Origin of the sequence: Paenibacillus sp. JNUCC32, from assembly GCF_014863545.1 — a bacterium.
In the GTDB taxonomy this organism is placed as follows: Bacteria; Bacillota; Bacilli; order Paenibacillales; family Paenibacillaceae; genus Paenibacillus_AQ; species Paenibacillus_AQ lautus_A.
Map to the genome: position 1 here is coordinate 4,086,685 of NZ_CP062260.1, position 21,246 is coordinate 4,107,930.

The window sequence follows — 21,246 nt, forward strand, 5'->3', positions numbered from 1 at the left end:
CCTCCAATCCTATATTCGACCCCCCCTGCCCTTTCCTTCGTTCAGATCCACCTGCGCTTCAATCGATTTCCGATATCGTTCGGTTATATCCTGGGGACGCGTAATTGCGCTGCCTACCACGACAAACCGGGCGCCGGCATTCAGAGCCTGAATCATGTCGTCCGCGCTGGCAAACCTGCCTTCGGCTATAACCGGCAGCCGCGTTTCCTGAACCAGCCTTGCGACCAGCCCGATATCGGGCTTTGTCGTTTCCGGACTATAGGCTGTATACCCGGACAGCGTTGTGGAAATATAATGAACGCCCAAATCGGCTGCATACAGTCCTTCCTCCAAGGTGGAAACATCCGCCATCACATGGATTCCCCGACGAATCAGCTCATCGACTATCTCTTTCAGCTTGTTCCCATCCGGTCTCGGCCTCAGCGTCCCGTCCATTGCTACAATATCGGCGCCGGCCTCATGGACGGCTAAGGCATCCTCAAGGGTCGGCGTAATGTAAACGGGATAACCTTCGATCTGCCGTTTCAGCAGCCCGATGACCGGCACGCTCACCGCCGCTTTAATCGCCGCAATATCAGCCGTTCCATTGGCCCGGATCCCGATGGCTCCTCCCAGCACGGCCGCTTTCGCCATTTCAACCATATGCTGCGGTCCAAACAGCGGCTCTCCCTCATACGCCTGACAAGACACCACTAATCCTCTATCTGTAATCATCCGCCTCATATTTAGCTCCTACATCTGGTTTAGTATAAACTTGCGTCATCCTTCGTTTACTTCAAGCCCGTAATCGTGATGCCTTCGATAAACTTCTTCTGGACGAAGAAGTATAGAACGATGATGGGAATCGTAAACAGCGTAGCGGCTGCCATTAAAGGCCCCCACGCCACCCCATTCTCCCGAATAAATTGCTTCAGGCCGATGGACAGGGTCCATGTTTCCTGATCGTTCAAGTAAATCAACGCTCCCTGGAAATCGCCCCATGCGCCCAGAAACGTAAACAGGCCGATCGTCAGAAGGGCCGGTTTGGCAAGCGGCAGCACGATTTGGGCGTAGATGCGAAACTCCGACGCGCCGTCGATTTTGGCTGATTCGGTGAGCTCCATCGGAATTCCGTTAAAAAACTGCCGGATCAGGAACACATTGTACGCCATCCCCGTCCCGAACCACGCCGACAGCACCAGCGGCCAGTTGGAATTCAGCAGGTTGACCTTGTTGAATACGACATACAGCGGAATCATCGTTACCTGCATGGGGAGCATCAGCGTGCTGAGCATCAGGATAAACAGCATGTTTCGGCCTTTAAATTGAATTCTCGAAAAGCCGTACGCGACCAGCGGCGATAAAATCACGACGCCTGCAACGCTCATCAAGGCAATCACGACGGTGTTCCAAGTGTATTTGATGAACGGAATCATGTTGACCGCGTTTACGTAGTTATCCCATATCCATTCCGTCGGAATCCATTGGATGGGAATGACGAAGATTTCCTCCTCGGTCTTAAAGGTGGTCAGCAGCAGCCAGGCGAAGGGCGCCAGAAACAGCAGGCCCACGAGGATTAACAGCATATGAGGAATGATCTTTCGGCCGATAAATGCTTCGTTCATTATTTTTCACCTCCATAGAAGACCCACTTGCTGGATGTTTTGAAGATTAACAGGGTCAGCAGCAGCACGATGATAAACAAAATCCAAGCCATCGCCGAGGCGTAACCCATCTTCAGGAACATGAAGGCGTTCTGGAACAAATAAATCGCATAGAACAAAATCGAGTTCCCCGGCCCGCCAATGGCCTGATTGCTTGATTCCGCAAACACGTAGCCTTGGGAAAAATATTGAAAGGAGCCGATCAGCCCCATAATGAGCTGGAAGAAGGTCATGGGCGAGATGGCCGGCAACGTGATATGCCAGAACTTATGCCACTTGTTCGCACCGTCAATGGAAGCGGCCTCATAATACATTTTGGGCACTTCCTGCAGCGCCGCCAAATACATGATGGTGATCGTCCCGGTCCCCCAGAAACCCATCATAATCAGCGACGGTTTGGTCCAGTTCTCGTCCATCAGCCAATTCGGTTCCGGCAGGCCGATCGCGCCCAGCATCTGGTTCACCAAACCATATTGCGCGTTCAACAGCCAAATCCACAGCAAGGATCCCGCTACGGCCGGGACCAGCGTTGGTAGGAAATAAATCGTCCGGTACAGGGACAGTCCCTTGACGCTCTGGTTTAGCAGCAGGGCAATGCCCAGCGCGTACGCAAGTTGGGGGAAAAATCCGAACAAAGCCATGAATGCGGTGTTGTACAGGGATGAGAACATTTTGCCGTCTTGGGTCATCTCCACATAATTGTCCAGGCCGACCCATTGGGGCGAGGTAAACAGGTTATACTCCGTGAAGCTGTAATACAATGACGTGATAATCGGATAGAGCTGGAAGACCAGGAAGCCGAATATCCATGGACTTAAAAACAAAAGTCCGATGATCAGCCGTTTTCTTTCCCTGCTCTTCATTCCGCTCCGGGGTTCCAAACGTTCCATGTGATCTTTTCACCTCCAAGTAAAAAACAACAACCTGCAGGGAGCGGCCAGCCTGCCTATCGTACTCGCCGCTCCTGCATCATCAAGATTATTTTTTGTCCGCGATCGGCTGCATCTTGCTCACGACATTATCCATCGCTTCCTGAGCGCTTATCTGTCCTTTGAGCGCCTTCTCCGTTTCTTCATTCAAGGTCTGCAAGTATTCGTTAATGTAAATGCTGTTCGGGAAGCCCTTCAAATTCGGATTTTTCGCACTTTCATAATAGTCCCAAAGTTCCTTCACCTCTTGGTTCTCCGTCAGCTTCGGATTATCAAGCGCTTTCATTAGAACGGGGATAGAGCCGCTCTGGATGCTGTATTCAATCTGAACGTCCTCACCGAGCAGGTACTGCATCACCTTCCACGCCTCTTCCTGATGCTTCGCCTTGGATGGAATGAACATGGCGATCGGACTAACCATGCCGGAGCCTTTAAGATCAGGGTTGGCTGCTGGGTAAGGGAATGGCGCTACGCCGACTTCCTTGCCTTCGCCGCGATGCTTGACATACCAGTTCTCCCAGCCGATAATCATGGCCAGCTTGCCGGTCAGGATCGGATCCTGCGGAGTTTCGAGACCGCCCATGCCCGATTTGAATTTATCGATGCTCTCCTGCCCGAATTCCTTATAATAATTCACTTGATAATCAATGGCCTTTACATTCGCTTCCTGGTTCGCGGTCAGCTTCCCGTTGCCGTCGTCCCATGAGCCGTTGAAGATGATCGGCCAAAACACGTTATCGATCCAAGGGTAATCCGGTATAAAGCCCATCTGCGTTATATTTCCTTTATCGTCCTTCTTGGTCAGCTTCTTCGAATATTCGAACAGATCTTCGAGCGTCTCCGGCGGAGCCGTGAGTCCTGCTTCCTCGAACGCCTTTTTGTTGTAAAACAATTTATTGGCCATGCTCATGGAAATCGGGAACCCGAAGATATCATTGTTGACCTTCATGCGATCCAGCGCCGCAGGAATGATCTGGCTGGTGTCGAATCCGTCCCGTTTGATGAATTCCTCCAGCGACTGCACCGCACCGGCAGCAGACCAAGGTCCGATGTTATTCCACTGCGTTACGATGAGATCCGGAGCGCTGCCCCCCGAAATCGCGGTTAGTTGTTTCTGATGATCCTGATTGCTGAGTGTCTTGACTACGATGTCGTCCTGGCTTTCATTGAATTTCGCTACAGCATCCTCAATCGGCTTCGCGTTTTCTGCTGTGGCAGAACTCCATAATTGAATTTCAACCTTGCCGTCCTGGCCGGCCTTGCCGCCAGTGCCGCCCGCTCCGGAGCATGCGCTTAATACGGTGGAGAAGGCTAAGAGCAGCATAAGCAAAACGTGAAACGACTTCTTTCTATAGTGCTTCTTCAAATGACTCACCCTCCAACATTTCATGGTTTTATAATTTCATAACTGAAGAAAAATTCCTTCTAAACAGAAATTAATGGATAATTACTCTTTCGTCAATCCTTAATTTTCTTGTTTTTGTTTTTATCCGGGCATAAAAAAAGCAAGGATTATAATCATAATCCTTGCTGCATCTAGGATATTTCATGATAATTACGCCTAGATCAACATTAAAAATATTTTTTAGTTATTTGAATTATTTTGGAGTAATGATCCATCTATATGACGTATTGCATACACTCCATCTCACCGTAAAACCATACTTGGGCCGCCGCTCCAATGACGCCGGCGTCATTGCCAAAACTCGCAGCCATAATCCGGCAGCAGCATCTCATATACGAAGACGTTCGGGCATCGATTTCCTGATCGAGCTCCTGCAAAAAACGGGGACCGGATTCCGCAACCCCGCCTCCGATCACAACGACCTCCGGATTAAAGGCATGAATATACCCGGCAACAGCAGCTCCCAGCGCCCGGATGACCACCCGCATGACCGCCGTGGCGGATGGATCATCCTGATGCCAAGCCCGAATAATATCCCGGGAATTAGGCCTCCATGCATATGAAACGCTTTCATTTCTTTGCATTTCAAGGCCTATTCTGGCAATCCCGCTTCCGGAGGCATACAGCTCGATGCATCCGTTATTTCCGCAGCTGCAGCGAGGGCCGTTAATGTCAACACTAACATGGCCGAGCTCCGCCGCCCCGCCAAAGACGCCTCGCAGAAGGCGTCCTGATTCCATGACGGCACCGCCGATGCCGGTGCCAAGAGCCAAGCACACAAAATTATCGCAGTGTTTGCCAACCCCGTACATCTTCTCCGCCATCGCAATGACATTGACATCATTGTCCACATACACGCGAGTGTTATAACGCTGTGTTACCAGCCGTTTAATTGCCGTCCCCGTCCAGTCGGGAAGCGTATCTCCCGCGTATAGAACGGTCCCTTCCCGAAAATCGATCTGGCCTGCGCTGCCTATGCCGATCCCTTGCACCTCTCCCTCAGCGCCGGCCGATTTCATCATCATGTCGATGCCAAGCAGCACTTTGTGCATAAGCTGCTCTGGACCTTTATGGGCCTCGGTTGGCACCCGATGCCGGTTTATGATCTCCCCCCCTCGATCGATGACCGCAAATTGGACTTTCGTCCCCCCAATATCAACGCCGATGGCGTAACCCATAACAAGGTAACACTCCCTTCTGTGATCCTTAAAAAACGAACGAAAGATCACCCCGCTTTCGCCTATGATGAATATGTGAATCGATTCAAGGAATCGATTCACTAGTACAGCTTATCCGCAACGGAACTTGCGGTTTTTTTCAACGATTCCGAGGCATCCTCTTTTTTCATCGTTAAGAGCGTTGTAAGAATGTTCAGCATATACGTCTGCATGAATTTTGTCGCCAGTGCCCCGCCCTCGGTCGGCATTTCCCGGGAAGACACGAGCAGCACCGTATCTGCGTACGTGGCAATCGGGGAGCGCAGGTGCCCGGTCAAGCAGATGACGTCCGCTCCATTCTTCTTCGCTTCCTTCACCGGATCCACCAGGTCGCGCGTGCTTCCGGAAGTGGATATGGCGAATACGAGATCGCCCTTCTTGACCAATGAAGCGGACATGGCAATAATATGCGAATCCCGGTGCGCTTCCACATTGAGTCCCAGCCTCATCAGCTGATAATGCAAATCCAGGGCGGTTATGCCTGAAGAGCCTACGCCATAGACATACACTTTGTTTGCGGCCAGCAGTTTATCAACCGCCATCCTCAGATTGTCGGCATTCACCAGATCCAGCGTATTCTTCAGTAAAATTTCATGCTGCATCGTCAGCTTGCGAGCCACCGTCATCAGGTCGTCCTGCTCATCGATAGAGGTATCGACTACGGATGGGGGACGATCCACCAAGTCCTGTGCAACGGACAGCTTGAACTCATGAAATCCCCGGAACCCCAGCTTGCGGCAGAATCGAATGACGGAGGTCTCTCCGACCCCTGCTTTCTCGGACAAATCCGTAACGGTGGCAAGGACCGTTTCCTCAGGGAAACCTTTTACGTAATCAGCCACTTTTTTCTCCGTCTTGGTCAGGGAAGAATAAATGCTTGATATCATCAGCAGCGTATTGGATTGATTCAGTCTTGGGCCTACTCTTGCCATTCCGATCCCTCATTTCTCTCTATCTGGACAAAAAAAGAATATTTTCTCCTTAATTATATATTAAAAAAGAGTTTTCTTTCAACAACAAAAAAGAAGCTGTCAGCATCCTTATGGATCGGATACTGCAGCTTCCATCATGATTTCGTTGCATTAAGAAAAATTCTGTCCCACGCATCCTCATCAAACATGCTTACATCATCGTTCCGCTGTCGTCCGTGCTTGAAGTCAGTTCCTCGATAGCCACTGCCCCGTTCAGGCCGCCGCCGGCCGTTTGCGCCCGTTCCATTTGGTACCCTGCGTCCAGCATCGAGCCATCCAGCTGATGCAGCTGCTGGCTGACTTGATCCATCTGTTTGAACAGCTGGCGATACTGATAGGCTTGCGCATACTCGCTCTGCTGCGCGGCCTCGTCCAGCTGTTCGAACATCGTTTTATTCTCGCCCAGCACCTGTCGGTACTGCTCCGCCGCAGCGGTTCGGATATCCTGAGCCGCCCCCATCATCCCATGCAGCACCATCCTGCAGTTCACCAGCTCCTGGCGCACGGCGGAAGAAGTTTCAGGCGTGACCGAAGCCTGCGCATTCTGAAGCTCGGCGTGGATCCCGCCGAGCTCGTTCACGATCATCCCGACTTCGTCCATGCGGCCGTTCTGCCCTGCAGCAGCCAATTGGCTGGATAGCTGATTGAGTCTCATCGACATGTTTTGAATATTGCTCATTCGTTATTCCCCATTTCCGGACCAAGTCCTTTTTATGAACTAGGATGCGATAAACCATGGATTGCTATTCATTCCGGTATCTGGGCGTGATTAACGGTCTGCTGGAATGCGGGTCGGGATGCCGATATAATAGAGTAAGCCATCATATGAAAGTAGGTAGATTAAAGAGTCCGCATGATCAAACGCAAAAAAACGACGCTTTTCCTTGTTGTTGCCTTATTGCTCGCCATATTCTACATGCAGCTGCAAACCGCCATACCGGGATTTATCAACGATCTCGATTTTGATTTTAATAGCAAAGAATCCCCTGAAATCACCCAGCTCCACCCTTATGTACTGCAGCAAAAGAATGAGCTTGTCCGTCTCACCAAGAAAAAAGGGATCACGATTGTCATAACGGACGGTTACCGGAGCCACGAAGAGCAGACCCGCATCTACAATCAGGGCCGCAGCACCGAGGGCAGCATCGTGACGAATGCCAAGGCCGGGGAATCCCTCCACAATTACGGACTCGCCATTGATTTTGCGCTGAGGCTGAAGGATGGCAGCGTCATCTGGGATATGGAATACGACGGGAACGGAAACGGCAAGGCCGACTGGATGGAAGTCGTGGAGATTGCAAAAGATTTAGGCTTCCAGTGGGGCGGAGATTGGGCCAACTTTCCGGATTATCCGCATCTGCAAATCGATTTTGGATTATCGATCCGTGATTTGAAACGGGGAAAGCTCCCTCCCATGGACGCTTCCGAGTATTCGGAAGCCAAATGAAATGAGATTGTTATTTGTTTTAATTGAGCATCGAGGTTCGCATAGCATACTTTAGCTATACTCCAATATGACTAACGCATCAGGTAAATAAATCAAGGCCGACCGGATCCTTCCGGTCGGCCTTTTTTGATGTTGTTCGCTGTTAAAGCGTCTCGACGAAGGTGTGATATTCAACCAAATGCTTGACATGCCGTTCACGTTTTGGTTATATAGTCATATATATAAGCATATAACCTTAACAGGACAATGAAGGCAAGGTGGTGATTCTTATTGAGCGGTACCGTGCATCCAGATAATAGGCCCCTGTTCATCCAGATCAAGGAAAAGATCGAGGACCAGATCGTCAATGACCAATTGCTTGAAGGTGAACAGGTTCCTTCCACGACGCAGCTGTCCCAATTTTACAAAATAAATCACATTACGGTGTTGAAGGGAATCAACCTGCTGGTTGATTCCGGACTCATCTATAAAAAGCGAGGTGTCGGCATGTTTGTTGCTGAGGGGGCCAAGGAAATGCTGCTCCGGACCCGAAAGAGTGCATTTGCGGAACATTATGTGGTGCCTATGGTACAGGAAGCGGACAAACTCGGTTTGTCCACGGATGAGCTTGTTCAAATCATAACCCAGTTAAAAGGAAGTGACCCCCATGAATCTTGATGTACAGTTAGATCGGGTATCGGTGACATACGGCAGCGTCGAAGCCGTCCGCGATATTTCCCTCCGCCTCCCGGCCGGCAAAATTTACGGTCTCCTCGGTCGCAACGGCGCAGGCAAAACCTCGCTCCTGTCGATCCTGGCTTCATTTCGCGAACCATCGTCGGGATCGGTTACGATTGGCGGCGAGCAGCCCTTCGAAAATGCCAAAATCATGAGGGAAGTTTCCTACATCTACGATGTCGACTATAAAGAGGAGACGGACAAGGTCAAGGCCGCGATTGAATCCGTTGCCAGGTACCGGCCCCATTTTGATACGGCTTATGCCCTGGAGCTTGCCCGCAAATTCAATTTGCCCCTGGATAAACAGCTCAAGCAGCTCTCCAAAGGCATGCAGTCCGCTTTTAACGTATGCATCGGCCTCGCCAGCCGGTCGCCGGTTACCATTCTGGATGAAGCTTATCTCGGCATGGATGCGCCTTCGCGCGAAATTTTTTACCGGGAACTGCTGAAGGACCAGGAACGACATCCGCGTACGTTCATTCTTTCCACCCACTTGGTATCGGAGATGGATTATTTGTTTGAGGAAGTCATTATCATCCACAAAGGCCGGTTCATTCTTCAAGACGATTATGAAAGCCTTACGTCCAGAGGTGTATCCATTACGGGTCCCGCGGCCAAGGTGGACGAATTCATCCAGGGCATGAAGGTGCTCAACGTGCAGCAGCTCGGTTCCACCAAGGCCGTCATGGTCTACGGGGATCTGGGCGAGGCATCTCAATCAGCCGCATTGAAGGCAGGACTTGAGATCGGGCCGATCTCGCTCCAGGACTTGTTTATCCATCTGACGGGGGAGGAGTATTCCGCATGAAAAAGACGTCATCGCCCGTAAGCAAAGTATCGACGGAAATGTTTATTCAACAAGGCAGCTGGGCTTTGGGTTTTCTAACGATTGTGCTGCTGATCTATATTGGAGCCGGCATCGGCAGCATCATTGGCATCAATGTTCGGGAAGGAATATCAGATGAGGACTTCTTCTCCATCGCATACCGCTCCACCAAAGGATTTATGCTTGTCATCGGCATTATTTCAGCTTACGGTTTTCTGAGCTATTATGTAAGACACGGCATTACGCGCCGGGATTTCTTTGGTGGTTCCGCTTTAGCGGCCGTCTATCTGTCCCTGGCATTTCCGGTTGCCGCGGCACTGATCCAGTGGATTGTCTCGCTGTTTGCATCACAAGATGCGGGAAGCACCCGACTGCTGCAGGAGTTCGACAACAGCTGGCTGCTGACGCTCGTTTCCTACGGTATCCAAATCTTCATCTATTATTTGATGGGGTGGATGATTGGATCCGGATTTTACCGGTTTGGCTGGATTCGCGGCTTGGGATGGATCGCCGTTGCCCTCATGTTGATCGGCTTCATGGATGCATTGTGGCAGTTCGAGCTGGCTTCCATATGGGAACAGTGGTTGCCGGTCACGACAGACTTTTCCGTCACGCTGCCGGTTTCGCTCGCAGGCTCCCTGGCCGTCATCCTGATTGCAATGATTCTGATTCGGCTGATCACCCGAAGAGTTACGATCAAAATGTAACCAATACGCAAAATAAATGGCTGATCCAGGGTAGCACCTTCTACCCCGGAATCAGCCATTTTATGATATAACGCCACCGTATAGATTAAGCGGCACTGCTTTTCTTCTTATTATAAATGTCGAAGGCTACCGCCGCGAGGAGAACCAGGCCCTTAATGCCTTGCTGCCAGTCGATGCCGAGACCTACGAGCGACATCCCGTTATTGAGGACGCCCATGACGAGCCCCCCAATGATCGCGCCGAAGACCGTCCCGATCCCGCCGGTGGCCGAAGCGCCGCCGATGAAGCTCGCCGCGATGGCATCCAGCTCGAAGTTCGTACCGGCTCTCGGCGTCGCCGCGTTCAAGCGGGCGGCAAAAATCAAACCGGAGATGGCGGCCATGACGCCCATATTGACGAATACCCAGAACGTGACCTTCTTGGTTTTCACGCCGGACAGCGCCGCCGCTTTTTCGTTGCCGCCAAGCGCATAAATATGACGGCCCATCACGGTTTTGTTCATCACGAAGGAATAGATGATAATGAGCACCAGCAGCAGAATCAGAATGTTCGGCAGGCCGGCGTAACTAGCCAGCATGAACGTAAAGGCATTGATCACGGCCGCAATGAGCACCAGCTTCAGGAGGAACAAGCCGCTTGGCAGAACGTCGAAGTTGTATTTTTTGTGGGCCTTTCGTTCCCGCAGCTCATTGATCAGGAAAATAACCGTAAAGATGATGCCAGCCAGAATCGCGATCAGGTTGGTGCCGGTGTTGCCGAAGTCCGGAATGAAGCCGGAGCTTAGCTTCTGGAAGCCGCCCGGAAACGGCGCAATGGATTGGCCCTCCAGCACAATCATCGTCAGGCCGCGGAACAGGAGCATGCCGGCCAGGGTTACGATAAAGGCCGGTATCCTCACGTAAGCCACCCAGAATCCCTGCCATGCTCCGATCAGACCGCCGACGATCAAGGATACGATGACGGCAATGACCGGATGCAGCTGCATATCGACCATCATGATCGCAGCAACGGCGCCGACGAAGGCGGCTACCGAACCGACCGACAAATCAATATGACCCGTAATGATGACAAGCACCATGCCGATGGCCAGTACGAGAATATAGCTGTTCTGGAGAATCAGGTTCGTGATGTTGATCGGCTCCAGCAGCAGCCCTCCCGTAATGATTTGGAAAAAAATCATAATGACAACAAGGGCGATGATCATCCCGTATTGGCGGATGTTGTTTTTAAACATTTTTTTGAGCGTCTCCATGCTTAAGCCCCTCCATTCTTGGTCATGTATCTCATCAAGGTTTCCTGCGAAGCCTGTTCTCTGCCAACTTCTCCGGTCATCCGTCCCGCGCTCATGACATAAATCCGGTCGCAGATCCCTAAAATTTCAGGCAGCTCCGAGGAAATGACAAGCACCGCCTTCCCCTCATCCGCCAGCTGGTTGATGATCGCGTAGATTTCGTATTTGGCTCCGACGTCAATCCCCCGCGTCGGCTCATCCAGAATCAGGATGTCGGGCTCGGCATAGATCCATTTACTCAGCACAACCTTCTGTTGATTCCCCCCGCTGAGGTTCCCCGTCTTCTGGAGAATGTTCGGCGTTTTGATCTTGAGCTTCTTCCGCATGTCTTCCGCCACGAGGATTTCTTCCCGATCATCAATGACCATGTTCTTTGCCAGCTTGGACAGTCCGGTCAGCGAGATGTTGCGTTTGATATCGTCCATGAGGATCAGTCCGTATTCCTTCCGGTCCTCGGTCACGTAAGCAAAGCCGTTTTCAATCGCCTCGTTGATGGACTGATTGCGGATTTCCTTGCCGTCTTTCCGAAGCGTACCCGTGATGTTCCGGCCGTAAGCCCTGCCGAAAATACTCATCGCAAGCTCGGTCCGGCCGGATCCCATCAGCCCGGCAATGCCCACGACCTCCCCCTGGCGGATATTCATGCTCACATTGTCAATCACTTTTCGGCCTGCTTGCAGCTCGTGATATACCGTCCAATCCTTAACTTCCAGGATGACCTCCCCGATCTTCGGGCTCCGCTCCGGATAGCGGTTCGTCAAATCCCGCCCGACCATGCCGCGGATGATCCGGTCCTCGTTCACCTCGCCGCCTCTCATATCCAGCGTTTCAATGGTCTGGCCGTCGCGCAGAATCGTAATGGAATCCGATACCTTCGACACCTCGTTCAATTTATGGGAGATCAGGATGCAGGAAATTCCCTGCTTCTTGAATTCCAGCATCAGCGCAAGCAAATTCTCGCTGTCGTCCTCGTTGAGCGCCGCCGTTGGCTCGTCCAGAATAAGCAGCTTCACCTTCTTGGATAAGGCCTTCGCAATTTCGACCAACTGCTGCTTGCCGACGCCGATGCTGCCCACCTGCGTATTCGGGTTCTCGCTGAGCCCCACCTTATCCAGCAGCTCTTTGGCCCCCGTCATCGTCTCATTCCAGTTCATGATGCCCTTCTCGGCGCGCTCGTTCCCCAAGTAGATGTTCTCGGCAATCGACAAATAAGGAATCAGCGCAAGCTCCTGATGGATGATGACGATGCCCAGGTCTTCGCTTTGCTTGATGTTTTTAAATTCACAGACGCTGCCTTTGAACAGAATATCTCCCTCATAGCTGCCGTAAGGATACACGCCGCTCAGCACTTTCATCAGCGTGGATTTGCCTGCTCCGTTCTCCCCGCACAGGGAGTGGATCTCGCCTTCGCGAACCTTCAGATTCACCTGGTCCAGCGCCTTTACCCCGGGAAACGCTTTCGTAATGTTCCTCATTTCAAGAATGTACTCTGACATCTGGCTTCACCTTCCTATCCTTTCGTGTTCGCTTGACTAAAGACTATTTCAATCCGATTTCTTCCTTGGAATAGTAGCCCGTCTCCACAACCTCTTTCTCCACGTTGGAAGCATCAACGGATACAGGGGGAAGCAAATAGGCAGGCACGACCTTGATGCCGTTGTCGTACGATTCCGTATCGTTCACCTCGGCCTCTTCTCCCTTCAGCACGCTCTCCGCCATCTTCACCGCCTGCTCGGCGAGCTGGCGCGTGTCCTTGAACACCGTCTGGGTTTGCTCACCGGCCACGATCGACTTAATGGAAGCAAGCTCCGCATCCTGACCCGTGATGATCGGCAGCGGCTTGCCGGCCGTCCCGTAGCCTACGCCCTTGAGCGAGGAGATGATGCCGATGCTGATCCCGTCGTAGGGCGACAGCACCGCGTCCAGATTCTCGCTGGAGTAGTTGGCGCTGATCAGGTTATCCATCCGCGACTGGGCCAGGGCGCCGTCCCAGCGCAGAGTCGCAATCTGGGCCATCGTGGTCTGTTTGCTCCGAACGACAAGCTTGCCCGAATCCATGTAAGGCTTGAGCACGGACATCGCGCCGTCATAGAAGAAGTAAGCATTGTTATCGTCCGGCGATCCGCCGAACAGCTCGATATTGAACGGCCCCTTCCCTTCCTTCAGGCCAAGCTTCTCTTCAATATAGGAGGCCTGCTGAACGCCGACCTGGAAATTGTCGAAGGTGGCATAATAACTCAAATGCTCGGTGTTTCGGATCAACCGGTCGTAGGCGATGACCTTGATTCCCTGATCATGGGCCTTCTTGATCACGTCGGTCAGCGTATTGCCGTCGATCGAAGCGATGACGATCACGTCGACCCCTTTCGTAATCATGTTCTCGATTTGGGAAATCTGGTTTTCAATCACGTCCTCGGCGAATTGAAGGTCGGTTTTATACCCTTTTTCCTGAAACAGCCGCTCCATGTTCTTCCCGTCAGCCACCCAGCGTTCGGATGATTTGGTGGGCATCGCAAGGCCGACGTAACCCTTCTTTGCATCGCCGGTTTGGCTTTCGGCGAGGTTGCAGGCCGTCAGGGCCAAGAGCAGCACCGCGATCAGCAATCCTGGCAATCCTCTCTTCATCGGTAGTTCCCCTTTCCGAAAAATGAAATCGAGAGCGCTTACAACCGAAGGTTCGAAAAGCCTCTCTGTACTAAAAAGGATACCTCCGTTCGGGTGGAGGGGTCTTTCCACGAAAACAACCTTTTTTATAATTTTCATACTTTTGTTGTTCGGCATTCTTGCGAGATGTGCACAGTATGCTCCATGGGAACCGGCCCGAATGACTTTATCGTCGTCAAAAAGAGCCCCCGGTTTGTTGTTTGCCAACGAACCGGAGGCTCTCTCCATGCTGCAGCGTATATCCGCACGCAACCAGATGTTCTCTTTCCGTGCGGAAATAAAAAGGCCGGCGGGCACTAACGCCCGCCGACCATACTGCGATCACATGCCCGATTGCAGCATTCTTGCCAGGATGGCCGCCGTTTCCGCGCGCGTAGCCGCCCGCTTCGGCGCCAGCATGTTCGCTTGGTCGCCCGTCAACAGTCCTGCCTGCGAAAGCCGGTCGACTGCCCCGCGAGCCCATGCTGCAAGCTTGACATCGTCGGCATATTGCAGCGGCGCTCCCTCGGCCTCCTTGCCAAGTCCCGTCGCTTCCATCGCCCTTGCGATCATGACGATCATTTCCTGACGGGTCACGGCCGCATCCGGACGGAAGCTGCCGTCCGCATACCCTTGGATCAATTCCGCCTTATAAGCGGCTTGAACGTCGGCTGCAAACCATCGGCCCGCCACGTCGTTGAACGAAGCAGGAACCGCGGCCGCTCCGCTCGGATGGATCCCCAGCATCCTGACCAGCATGGCGGCAAGCTCCGCCCGCGTGATGGAGCGGCCCGGCTCAAAACGGCCGCCCTCCGTCCCCTGCACGATGAGCTTGTTCGCGAGCAGTTCGGCGTCGGCTTTAGCCCAATGCCCGCTCATGTCGGTGAATGCGCGGCGGCTCTCCAGAACGGTATAGGTTCCCGATGCCTTCAAAGTGAGAAGGGCATTCTCGGCCGAAGCGAAACGGGCCGGAACGTGTTTCCATTGTCCGGCGGCTTCATCGAGGTAAGCTGCCGTCAAATACCGGCCGTCGGCCAGCATTCGCTCTGAAGGCGCGAAGGTTGCGGATAATCGGCCATCTGCCAGCGGCTGCGCCGTTCCGTCCGGCTTCCACGCGTTCAGCGACACGGAGAACGGCTTAAGCCGCATACTCGCTCCCGTTTTTCGCGAGAGCTCCACGAGTCTCGTCTCCGTCTCGTCATCGGCCGTTCTGATCGTGAGCCCGATGAAAGCCGCAGATAAATCCGATGGCAGCTCGCCAAGTTCAGCCAGTGAGAAGACTAATGCGCCCTGCGGCGTGCGCCACTCCAACACCGCGCCGCTGACAAGCTCCTGCAGCCGCTCCACGACGGCAGGCTTCATGAGCAGCGACCATTCCTTCGTTCCGCCCCTCGTTTCAATCACGATGCGGCCTGAACTCAGCTGTTCGTGCTCGAGCGTGATCGTCCGGCCGGACTCCCCGTCGAGCACCAGATCGACGGTGAGACCGCGATCTTCCCCTGCGGGCGGTTTCACCCCGCCGGCATTGCCCGGCAGGCCGACGGCGTTGCCCGGGCTTCCGCCGGAACCAGGATCACCGCCTGAGTGAGCCGGCGGCAAAACGGCAACCTCGGCCGTGGTGCTTAAACCTTCGTAGGTCACGGTCATGGACGATTTCCCTGACCGGATGCCGTGCAGCCGGCCCGCTGCATTCAGGGATGCATAGCCTCTGTCTGCAAGACGGTATGCAGCTTCCGCGGTCACATCGGAGGACGTGCCGTCCGAGTAATGTGCAGTTACCCGGATCTGGCGATATTCGCCCTCCCTCACTTCATACCGGGAAGCATCCAGGGTCAATCCGGTCGGCACGGCATAAACCGTGACGGGGGCGGCGGCTGTCAGCCTTCCGGCATCAGCCTCATAAACGGCCTGCATGACGGTACGCCCGGTACGAAGACCTGTGACATACCAGGAACCGTCCTCGGCCCGCGCCACCCGAATCAGCCCATCATCATATTGAAAGCGGGCATCTGCGGTTACGTCCGAGGTAGCATCCCCGTAAGTCACCTCGACGACCGTGCGCACCGATTCGCCGATTTGAAGTCGGTACGAGGGCGGCGTAAACCATATGCCGTCGGCAAAGGTCACCTGCACGCCATCCCGAATCGGCTCGCCGCCGATCCAGGCGCGAATGTCGGCCACTCCCGGCTCGGTTGAACGGACTTCCGCCGTATACACGCCGTTCTCGCGGTACGTGGCTTCCGTCACGGTGCCAAGCGTTGTTTCAAGCCGGATATCGGCCCCGCTCCCCGTGTTGTTGCCAAAGGCATCCCTCACTGAGATGGTAATCGTCGAGGCAGCAGAGCCGTTAGCCGGGATTGCCCCGCTGTCGGCGGACAGCTCCGATGCAGCGGCCAAAGCGGGACCCGGCAGAAATTCGACCTCCGCCGTGTCTGCGAGCTCGCTATCGTCCACGGATGCCGTAATGACGGCAATGCCGGCCTCGGTTGAGATCAGCGATGCCGTGTACCGCCCCTCGGCCTCGTATACAGCCGCGGAAACGGTGCCGATCGAGGAATGAATCCGAATGTCCGCGGGCCCGCCGTCATCCGGAACCGTATTGCCCGCGGCGTCCTTCAGCTGCACCGTAATCCGCGCGGATTGCTTGCCGTCGGCCGTCAGCCCGGTCCGGTCCGCATCGACCGTCGAGCGAAGCGCCGAAGGCTCGCCCGGCTCGAAGGATACCGTCACTGCCGAGGCGATCCGAATGCCGTCCAAGGTTCCGGTAATGACGGCTGTTCCGGCCCTATTCGATGAAACGCCGGCCGTGTAACGGCCATCCGCTTCGTACTTCGGCTCCGTCAGCAGGCCAAGCGTCGACGCCAGCTTAAGCTGGAGCGATCCGGCATCGGAGCGGAGCTCGTTTCCGTAAGCGTCCTTCAGCTGTACCGTCACGATTGAACGGCTTAGCCCGTCAGCGGTGACGACTGCCCGATCGGCTGACAATATCGTTTGGTCCGCCGAAGCCGGGCCAGGCATGAACTGCACCGACGCCGTGTGCGCCAGCGGCACATCGTTGACACTTCCCGTGATGACGGCCTCGCCTGCCGCCGTGCCGGCCGTCAATATGGACGTGTACGTACCGTCATGATGATCCGTCATCAATCCCAGCGTTCCGGCCGTCGTCTCCAGCAGGACCTTGTCGCCTCCTGCGGTCAACGCATTGCCGAAGGCATCCTTCAGCCGAATCGTGACAACCGTTGACGTGCTGCCGCCCACGGTGATTGCTTTGCTGTCCGTCTCGATGATCGATTCGGTCGCGGATGCCGCCCCGGCGAGAAGATCCACCGATACGGGGTGCTCCAACGGCACGCCGTTTACGGCACCCGATACGACGGCTGAACCGGAAACCGTACCGGCCGTCAGCATGGCTGAATACGTGCCGTCGCCATGGTCTTGAACGCTGCCCAACGTTCCGGCCGTCGTGGTTAACACGACCGTATCACCGCCCGTCTTCAATTCGTTGCCGAAGGCATCCTTCAGCTGCAGCGTCACGGTTGTAGTGCTGGCGCCGTCAGCCGGCATCGCCGGGGATGCTGCCGTCAGCAGCGATTCGCGCGCCGAAGCCGCTCCGGGCTCAAAATCAGCGGACGCGGTCTGCAATAGCTTCGCACCGTTCACCGTCGCGGTGATCGTTGCCGGACCGGCAACCGTCGGTGCCGTAAACACGGCCGAGTATGTGCCGTCCCCATGATCCGTTACCGCTCCGATCGAGCCGGCGGTCGCGCTCAGGCTCACCCTGTCGCCGCCGGACGTCAGGTTGTTGCCGTAGACGTCCTTCAGCTGCACGGTCAGCGCCGTTGTGCTTGACCCGTCAGCCGGGAGCGCGGACGCCCCCGCTGTGAGGAGCGATGTTGCCGGGGAAGCGGCGCCCGGAACATACGCGATGTCCGCCGTCTGCGTGACGGTCTTGCCGTTCAGCTCGGCCCGGACGACGGCCTTGCCGGCGGTCGTCGGCGCCTTAACGGTAGCCGTATAAGTGCCGTTACCGCGGTCCGTGACGGCGGAGAGCGTGCCTCCGCTTGTTTCGACGGATACCGCGTCGCCTCCTTGCGTCACCGGGTTGCCGTAGGCATCCTTCGCTTGGACCGTAATGACGGCCGTACTGACTCCGTCTGCCGTAATCGAGGCCGGGTCGATCGACAGGCTCGTCGCTGATGGCGATGCCGCTCCGGCAACGAAGTTCAAGCTTGCCTTGCCGGCAAGTGCCGAGCCGTTGACAAAACCCGACACCGTTGCGGTTCCGGCGGTCGTGGGCGCCGTCCAGGTCGCGCTGTACGTCCCGTCGCCGTGATCCGTTACCGCACTCAGGCTGCCTGCCGTAGCCGACAAGGTTACGGTACCGCCCGAAGCAGTCAAACGATTGCCATGCGTATCCTTCAGCTCCACGGTAACCCTGGTCGTGCCGGTTCCGTTAGCCGGTACGCTTGCGTTCGCGGCGCTGATCGTGGATGCCGACAGAGACACGGGGCCGGGCACGATGCTTACGTTCGTCGTTTGCGCAAGCCTCACGCCATTAACCGATGCCGATACGACCGACATGCCCGTTGCCGTCGGCGCCGTCAGCGTCGCGGTATACGTTCCGTTGCCTTGATCCGCAACGGAACCGATGGAGCCGAGGCTGGCCTGCATCGTCACGGCATCGCCGCCTGTCACGAGATCATTGCCTCGCGCATCCTTCAATTTTACGGTTAACGTCGTGGTCCCCGATCCGGCCTGGAGACTGCCTGAAGCAGAGTCAAGGCTGGACTTGTCCGCGGAGGCGGCCCCCGGGACGAACGAGACCACGGCCGTTTGTTTGATCAGAGAACCGTTCAAACTGGCTGATACTTCAGCGGTTCCGGTCATAGAGGCCGAGGTCAGCGTCGCGGTATAGGTGCCGTTGCCTTTGTCGGACACGGCCCCGATGGTGCCGCCGCTTGTGCTCATGGACACGGTACCTGCTGAAGCCGTCAACGCGTTGCCGTAGGCATCCCGGAGCCGTACCGTCAGCATCGTTTTACTGCTGCCGTCCGCAACGATCGAGACGGGAGCCGCTGACAGTTCCGAGGTTTGCGTGGACGCTCCCGCGGGAAGAATCTGAATCGCGGCCTTCTGCTGCATCGTCGCCCCGTTCACCGCGGCACTGACGGTCCCGCTGCCGGCGGCCGTGCCTGCCGTCAGCACAGCCGTATAGGTCCCGTCCCCATGGTCGGTTACCCTCCCGGCCGTGCCGTGCGAGGACTGGATCGTTACCGTGTCGCCTCCGGACACCAGCGGATTGCCGTGCGCATCCTTTAAGCGGACGGTCACCGCCGTGCTTCCGCTTCCGGCCGTGAGCGTGTTCTGCCCCAGGCTGATCGTGGATGCCGAAGCCGATGCGGCTCCCGGGACGAACGTGACCGCTGCCTTCTGCGCGATCGGCGTTCCGCCCAGCTCCGCCGTTACGGTTGCCGTACCGACGGAAACGGGCGCCTTCAGCTGTGCCGTGTACGTCCCGTTCTTCCGGTCCGTCACGCCGGACAGCGTACCGGCGGTCGTCTTCATTTGCACGGTACCGCCGCTCGTCGTCAACGGATTTCCGTTGCTATCCTTCAGCTGCACCGTCACGGTGGAGATACTGCTGCCGTCCGCCGGAATCGATGCCGGGCTCGCGGTGACCGTTGAAGTGACGGCCGAAGCGCCAAGCGGATTGAACATCACCGTGCCGCTTGCGCTCATGGGATAACCGTTAATGATGCCCGTAATCGTTGCGGTTCCGGTCGTCTTGGACGACGTCAGTTCAGCCGTATACGTCCCGTCCCCGTGATCGGTGACCGGACCGAGCGTGCCCGCTGTCGTGTTAAGCTGAACGGTCCCTTCGCTCCTGCCGATGTTATAGTTGCTTCCTTCCTTGAGCGTTACGGTGACCGTCGTCTTGCTGGTCCCGTCCGCGTCGATGGAAGCGGGACTGGCGCTGATTTGCGTCCGGGCCGGATATACTTGCAGCGCAGACGTGTAATATACCAAAGGGCTGGCATCCGATATGCCCAGTTCTCCCCTGCTGGTCCAGCCTGCGCCCCATACGGTACCGTCCGCTTTAATCGCAAGGGCATGATTGTCGCCGGCAGCGAATAGATCTGCGTCGCCGAGCAGCTTTGTCGCGACTTGGAGGTTCCGGTTCTGCATGCCCCACCACCACAGGGTTCCGTCGCTTTTCAGAGCCATGCTCATGCGGCCGCCGCCGGATATCCGGACTACATTCGTAAGCGGCAAGGAACCTGCCTGCTGAACCTGAATCGCCGTGTTGGAAGAGGTCAGTCCCGGGTTGCCCAGGTTAAAATTCTCATTGTATCCCCAAGCCCAGACGGTTCCGTCTCCCTTCAGAGCCATGCCGCCCAATCGATTGCCTTGGATATCGGCAATGCCGGTTAAAGGCTGTCCGGCAGAATCGATCACCTGTACCGGATAGTCGGAGTCGGCCGTTGATCCGTTGCCCAGCGCTCCGAAGCCTCCGTAGCCCCAGGCCCATACCGTTCCGTCGTTCAGCAGCGCAACGGAATGATATTCGCCCGCCCCTATGGCCTTCACGTCGTTAAGATAAGATCCGCTTGACGCCTTGATGCGTACGGCCCGGGGATTGATGACGTCATAATAATCGGTAAGCGTACTGCTGGAATTGGATCCCCACCCCCAAGCCGATCCGTCTTCCTTGATGGCCAGAACATGGTTGTAAGCCGCGGCGATGCTGCGTACATTCGTTAGCGGCCCGCCGCCGGACTCCGTTACCTGCACGGCACGATGCTGATTATCCGATGCACCGTTGCCGAGCGTCCCATAGACTCCCCTGCCCCAGGCCCATACGGTGCCGTCATTCAGCAGCGCGACCGAGAAATAGCCTCCGCCCGTCACGAACTTCGCGTTTCCCAGCGGCGTACCGTCGAATTTGGTCACCGGTACGGGTCGGAATGCATTATCCGTTGTGCCGTTGCCCAGTGCTCCCGCACTGTTGTCCCCCATCGTCCAAACCGTGCCGTCTCCGGCAATCAGCAAGGAATGAAGGTATCCCGCTCCGATTCCTTTGATGCCGGCGGGGGCCGCGGATGCGGCATGCGCCGGCTGCGGCAGATTCGGCATGATCATCAGGAATGCGAGCAGAAGCATCGCGATTTTTTTCAATCTGCGCAATGGAATCCCCCCTTCTTGAAATAAATAGTAAGTAAATAGCAAGGAATAGAGACTCTGGTGCATGTTGTCCATGATTCCACGGTCCTGACCGCCATTCTAGCAAAAAAGGATGTCAATAATAATTAACAAACGTTAACGATTCGACAAAAAATTTATCTCGAATGAGTCCCCCCTCGGATTGCAAGAAAAAAAAGCGGGGATTGCCATGGAACGCAATCACCGCTTCTAACGCTTCTTATCGCTACCTACCGTGGGCTCCGCTCAT

The 21,246-nt window shown here is 55.3% G+C and carries 15 protein-coding genes; 4 read left to right on the top strand and 11 right to left on the bottom strand.

Going from position 1 to position 21,246, the window contains the following annotated elements; genetic code table 11:
* Nucleotides 1–9 precede the first annotated feature (9 nt).
* The 7 genes from JNUCC32_RS18445 to JNUCC32_RS18475 form a co-directional block, all read right to left on the bottom strand.
* The gene (locus tag JNUCC32_RS18445) at nt 10–723 is read right to left on the bottom strand and encodes an N-acetylmannosamine-6-phosphate 2-epimerase (protein WP_192569399.1); all 714 of its coding nucleotides are present in this window, start codon (nt 721–723) and stop codon (nt 10–12) included.
* A gap of 47 nt (nt 724–770) precedes the next feature.
* On the bottom strand, nt 771–1,604 hold the full coding sequence (locus tag JNUCC32_RS18450) for a carbohydrate ABC transporter permease (protein WP_096775299.1): 834 nt from the start codon (nt 1,602–1,604) through the stop codon (nt 771–773).
* On the bottom strand, nt 1,604–2,533 hold the full coding sequence (locus JNUCC32_RS18455; protein WP_036662491.1) for a carbohydrate ABC transporter permease: 930 nt from the start codon (nt 2,531–2,533) through the stop codon (nt 1,604–1,606). The genes JNUCC32_RS18450 and JNUCC32_RS18455 overlap by 1 nt, the downstream gene beginning before the upstream one ends.
* An 88-nt stretch (nt 2,534–2,621) precedes the next feature.
* Nucleotides 2,622–3,938, bottom strand: a complete 1,317-nt coding sequence (locus tag JNUCC32_RS18460; protein ID WP_192569400.1) for an ABC transporter substrate-binding protein — start codon at nt 3,936–3,938, stop codon at nt 2,622–2,624.
* 254 nt (nt 3,939–4,192) lie between these two features.
* Nucleotides 4,193–5,155 (bottom strand): ROK family protein, encoded by a 963-nt coding sequence (locus JNUCC32_RS18465; protein ID WP_192569401.1) that lies wholly within the window; start codon nt 5,153–5,155, stop codon nt 4,193–4,195.
* Between the two features lie 101 nt (nt 5,156–5,256).
* On the bottom strand, nt 5,257–6,126 hold the full coding sequence (locus JNUCC32_RS18470) for a MurR/RpiR family transcriptional regulator (protein WP_036662487.1): 870 nt from the start codon (nt 6,124–6,126) through the stop codon (nt 5,257–5,259).
* Nucleotides 6,127–6,316: 190 nt separating this feature from the next.
* Nucleotides 6,317–6,844 carry a hypothetical protein gene (locus JNUCC32_RS18475; protein ID WP_192569402.1) on the bottom strand — a complete coding sequence of 176 codons (528 nt, stop codon included), beginning with the start codon at nt 6,842–6,844 and terminating at the stop codon, nt 6,317–6,319.
* Nucleotides 6,845–7,018: 174 nt separating this feature from the next.
* Between JNUCC32_RS18475 and JNUCC32_RS18480 the strand changes: the two genes are divergently transcribed.
* From JNUCC32_RS18480 to JNUCC32_RS18495, 4 genes are all read left to right on the top strand, one after another.
* On the top strand, nt 7,019–7,612 hold the full coding sequence (locus tag JNUCC32_RS18480; protein ID WP_192569403.1) for a M15 family metallopeptidase: 594 nt from the start codon (nt 7,019–7,021) through the stop codon (nt 7,610–7,612).
* 270 nt (nt 7,613–7,882) lie between these two features.
* Nucleotides 7,883–8,269, top strand: a complete 387-nt coding sequence (locus JNUCC32_RS18485; RefSeq protein WP_009591591.1) for a GntR family transcriptional regulator — start codon at nt 7,883–7,885, stop codon at nt 8,267–8,269.
* Nucleotides 8,259–9,137 (top strand): ATP-binding cassette domain-containing protein, encoded by an 879-nt coding sequence (locus tag JNUCC32_RS18490; protein ID WP_192569404.1) that lies wholly within the window; start codon nt 8,259–8,261, stop codon nt 9,135–9,137. The genes JNUCC32_RS18485 and JNUCC32_RS18490 overlap by 11 nt, the downstream gene beginning before the upstream one ends.
* Nucleotides 9,134–9,862, top strand: coding sequence for a Tat pathway signal protein (locus JNUCC32_RS18495; RefSeq protein WP_192569405.1), 729 nt, complete (start codon nt 9,134–9,136; stop codon nt 9,860–9,862). The genes JNUCC32_RS18490 and JNUCC32_RS18495 overlap by 4 nt, the downstream gene beginning before the upstream one ends.
* 85 nt (nt 9,863–9,947) lie before the next feature.
* On the opposite strand, the gene mmsB is transcribed toward JNUCC32_RS18495, so the two are convergent.
* The 4 genes from mmsB to JNUCC32_RS18515 form a co-directional block, all read right to left on the bottom strand.
* Nucleotides 9,948–11,114: a multiple monosaccharide ABC transporter permease gene (mmsB, locus tag JNUCC32_RS18500; RefSeq protein WP_009591707.1), complete on the bottom strand. Its 1,167-nt coding sequence runs from the start codon at nt 11,112–11,114 to the stop codon at nt 9,948–9,950.
* A gap of 2 nt (nt 11,115–11,116) precedes the next feature.
* Nucleotides 11,117–12,649 carry a multiple monosaccharide ABC transporter ATP-binding protein gene (gene mmsA / locus JNUCC32_RS18505; RefSeq protein ID WP_192569406.1) on the bottom strand — a complete coding sequence of 511 codons (1,533 nt, stop codon included), beginning with the start codon at nt 12,647–12,649 and terminating at the stop codon, nt 11,117–11,119.
* Between the two features lie 43 nt (nt 12,650–12,692).
* The gene (gene chvE, locus JNUCC32_RS18510) at nt 12,693–13,778 is read right to left on the bottom strand and encodes a multiple monosaccharide ABC transporter substrate-binding protein (protein WP_192569407.1); all 1,086 of its coding nucleotides are present in this window, start codon (nt 13,776–13,778) and stop codon (nt 12,693–12,695) included.
* 360 nt (nt 13,779–14,138) lie between these two features.
* Nucleotides 14,139–20,981, bottom strand: coding sequence for an invasin domain 3-containing protein (locus tag JNUCC32_RS18515; protein WP_192569408.1), 6,843 nt, complete (start codon nt 20,979–20,981; stop codon nt 14,139–14,141).
* Nucleotides 20,982–21,246 lie beyond the last annotated feature (265 nt).

What these genes read in the sequence shown, in the direction of transcription:
- JNUCC32_RS18445 (WP_192569399.1), bottom strand. Translation starts at nt 723, where the DNA reads ATGAGGCGGATGATTACAGATAGAGGATTAGTGGTGTCTTGTCAGGCG.
- JNUCC32_RS18480 (WP_192569403.1), top strand. Translation starts at nt 7,019, where the DNA reads ATGATCAAACGCAAAAAAACGACGCTTTTCCTTGTTGTTGCCTTATTG.
- JNUCC32_RS18490 (WP_192569404.1), top strand. Translation starts at nt 8,259, where the DNA reads ATGAATCTTGATGTACAGTTAGATCGGGTATCGGTGACATACGGCAGC.
- JNUCC32_RS18465 (WP_192569401.1), bottom strand. Translation starts at nt 5,155, where the DNA reads ATGGGTTACGCCATCGGCGTTGATATTGGGGGGACGAAAGTCCAATTT.
- JNUCC32_RS18475 (WP_192569402.1), bottom strand. Translation starts at nt 6,844, where the DNA reads ATGAGCAATATTCAAAACATGTCGATGAGACTCAATCAGCTATCCAGC.
- mmsB (WP_009591707.1), bottom strand. Translation starts at nt 11,114, where the DNA reads ATGGAGACGCTCAAAAAAATGTTTAAAAACAACATCCGCCAATACGGG.
- JNUCC32_RS18450 (WP_096775299.1), bottom strand. Translation starts at nt 1,604, where the DNA reads ATGAACGAAGCATTTATCGGCCGAAAGATCATTCCTCATATGCTGTTA.
- mmsA (WP_192569406.1), bottom strand. Translation starts at nt 12,649, where the DNA reads ATGTCAGAGTACATTCTTGAAATGAGGAACATTACGAAAGCGTTTCCC.
- chvE (WP_192569407.1), bottom strand. Translation starts at nt 13,778, where the DNA reads ATGAAGAGAGGATTGCCAGGATTGCTGATCGCGGTGCTGCTCTTGGCC.
- JNUCC32_RS18455 (WP_036662491.1), bottom strand. Translation starts at nt 2,533, where the DNA reads ATGGAACGTTTGGAACCCCGGAGCGGAATGAAGAGCAGGGAAAGAAAA.
- JNUCC32_RS18495 (WP_192569405.1), top strand. Translation starts at nt 9,134, where the DNA reads ATGAAAAAGACGTCATCGCCCGTAAGCAAAGTATCGACGGAAATGTTT.
- JNUCC32_RS18470 (WP_036662487.1), bottom strand. Translation starts at nt 6,126, where the DNA reads ATGGCAAGAGTAGGCCCAAGACTGAATCAATCCAATACGCTGCTGATG.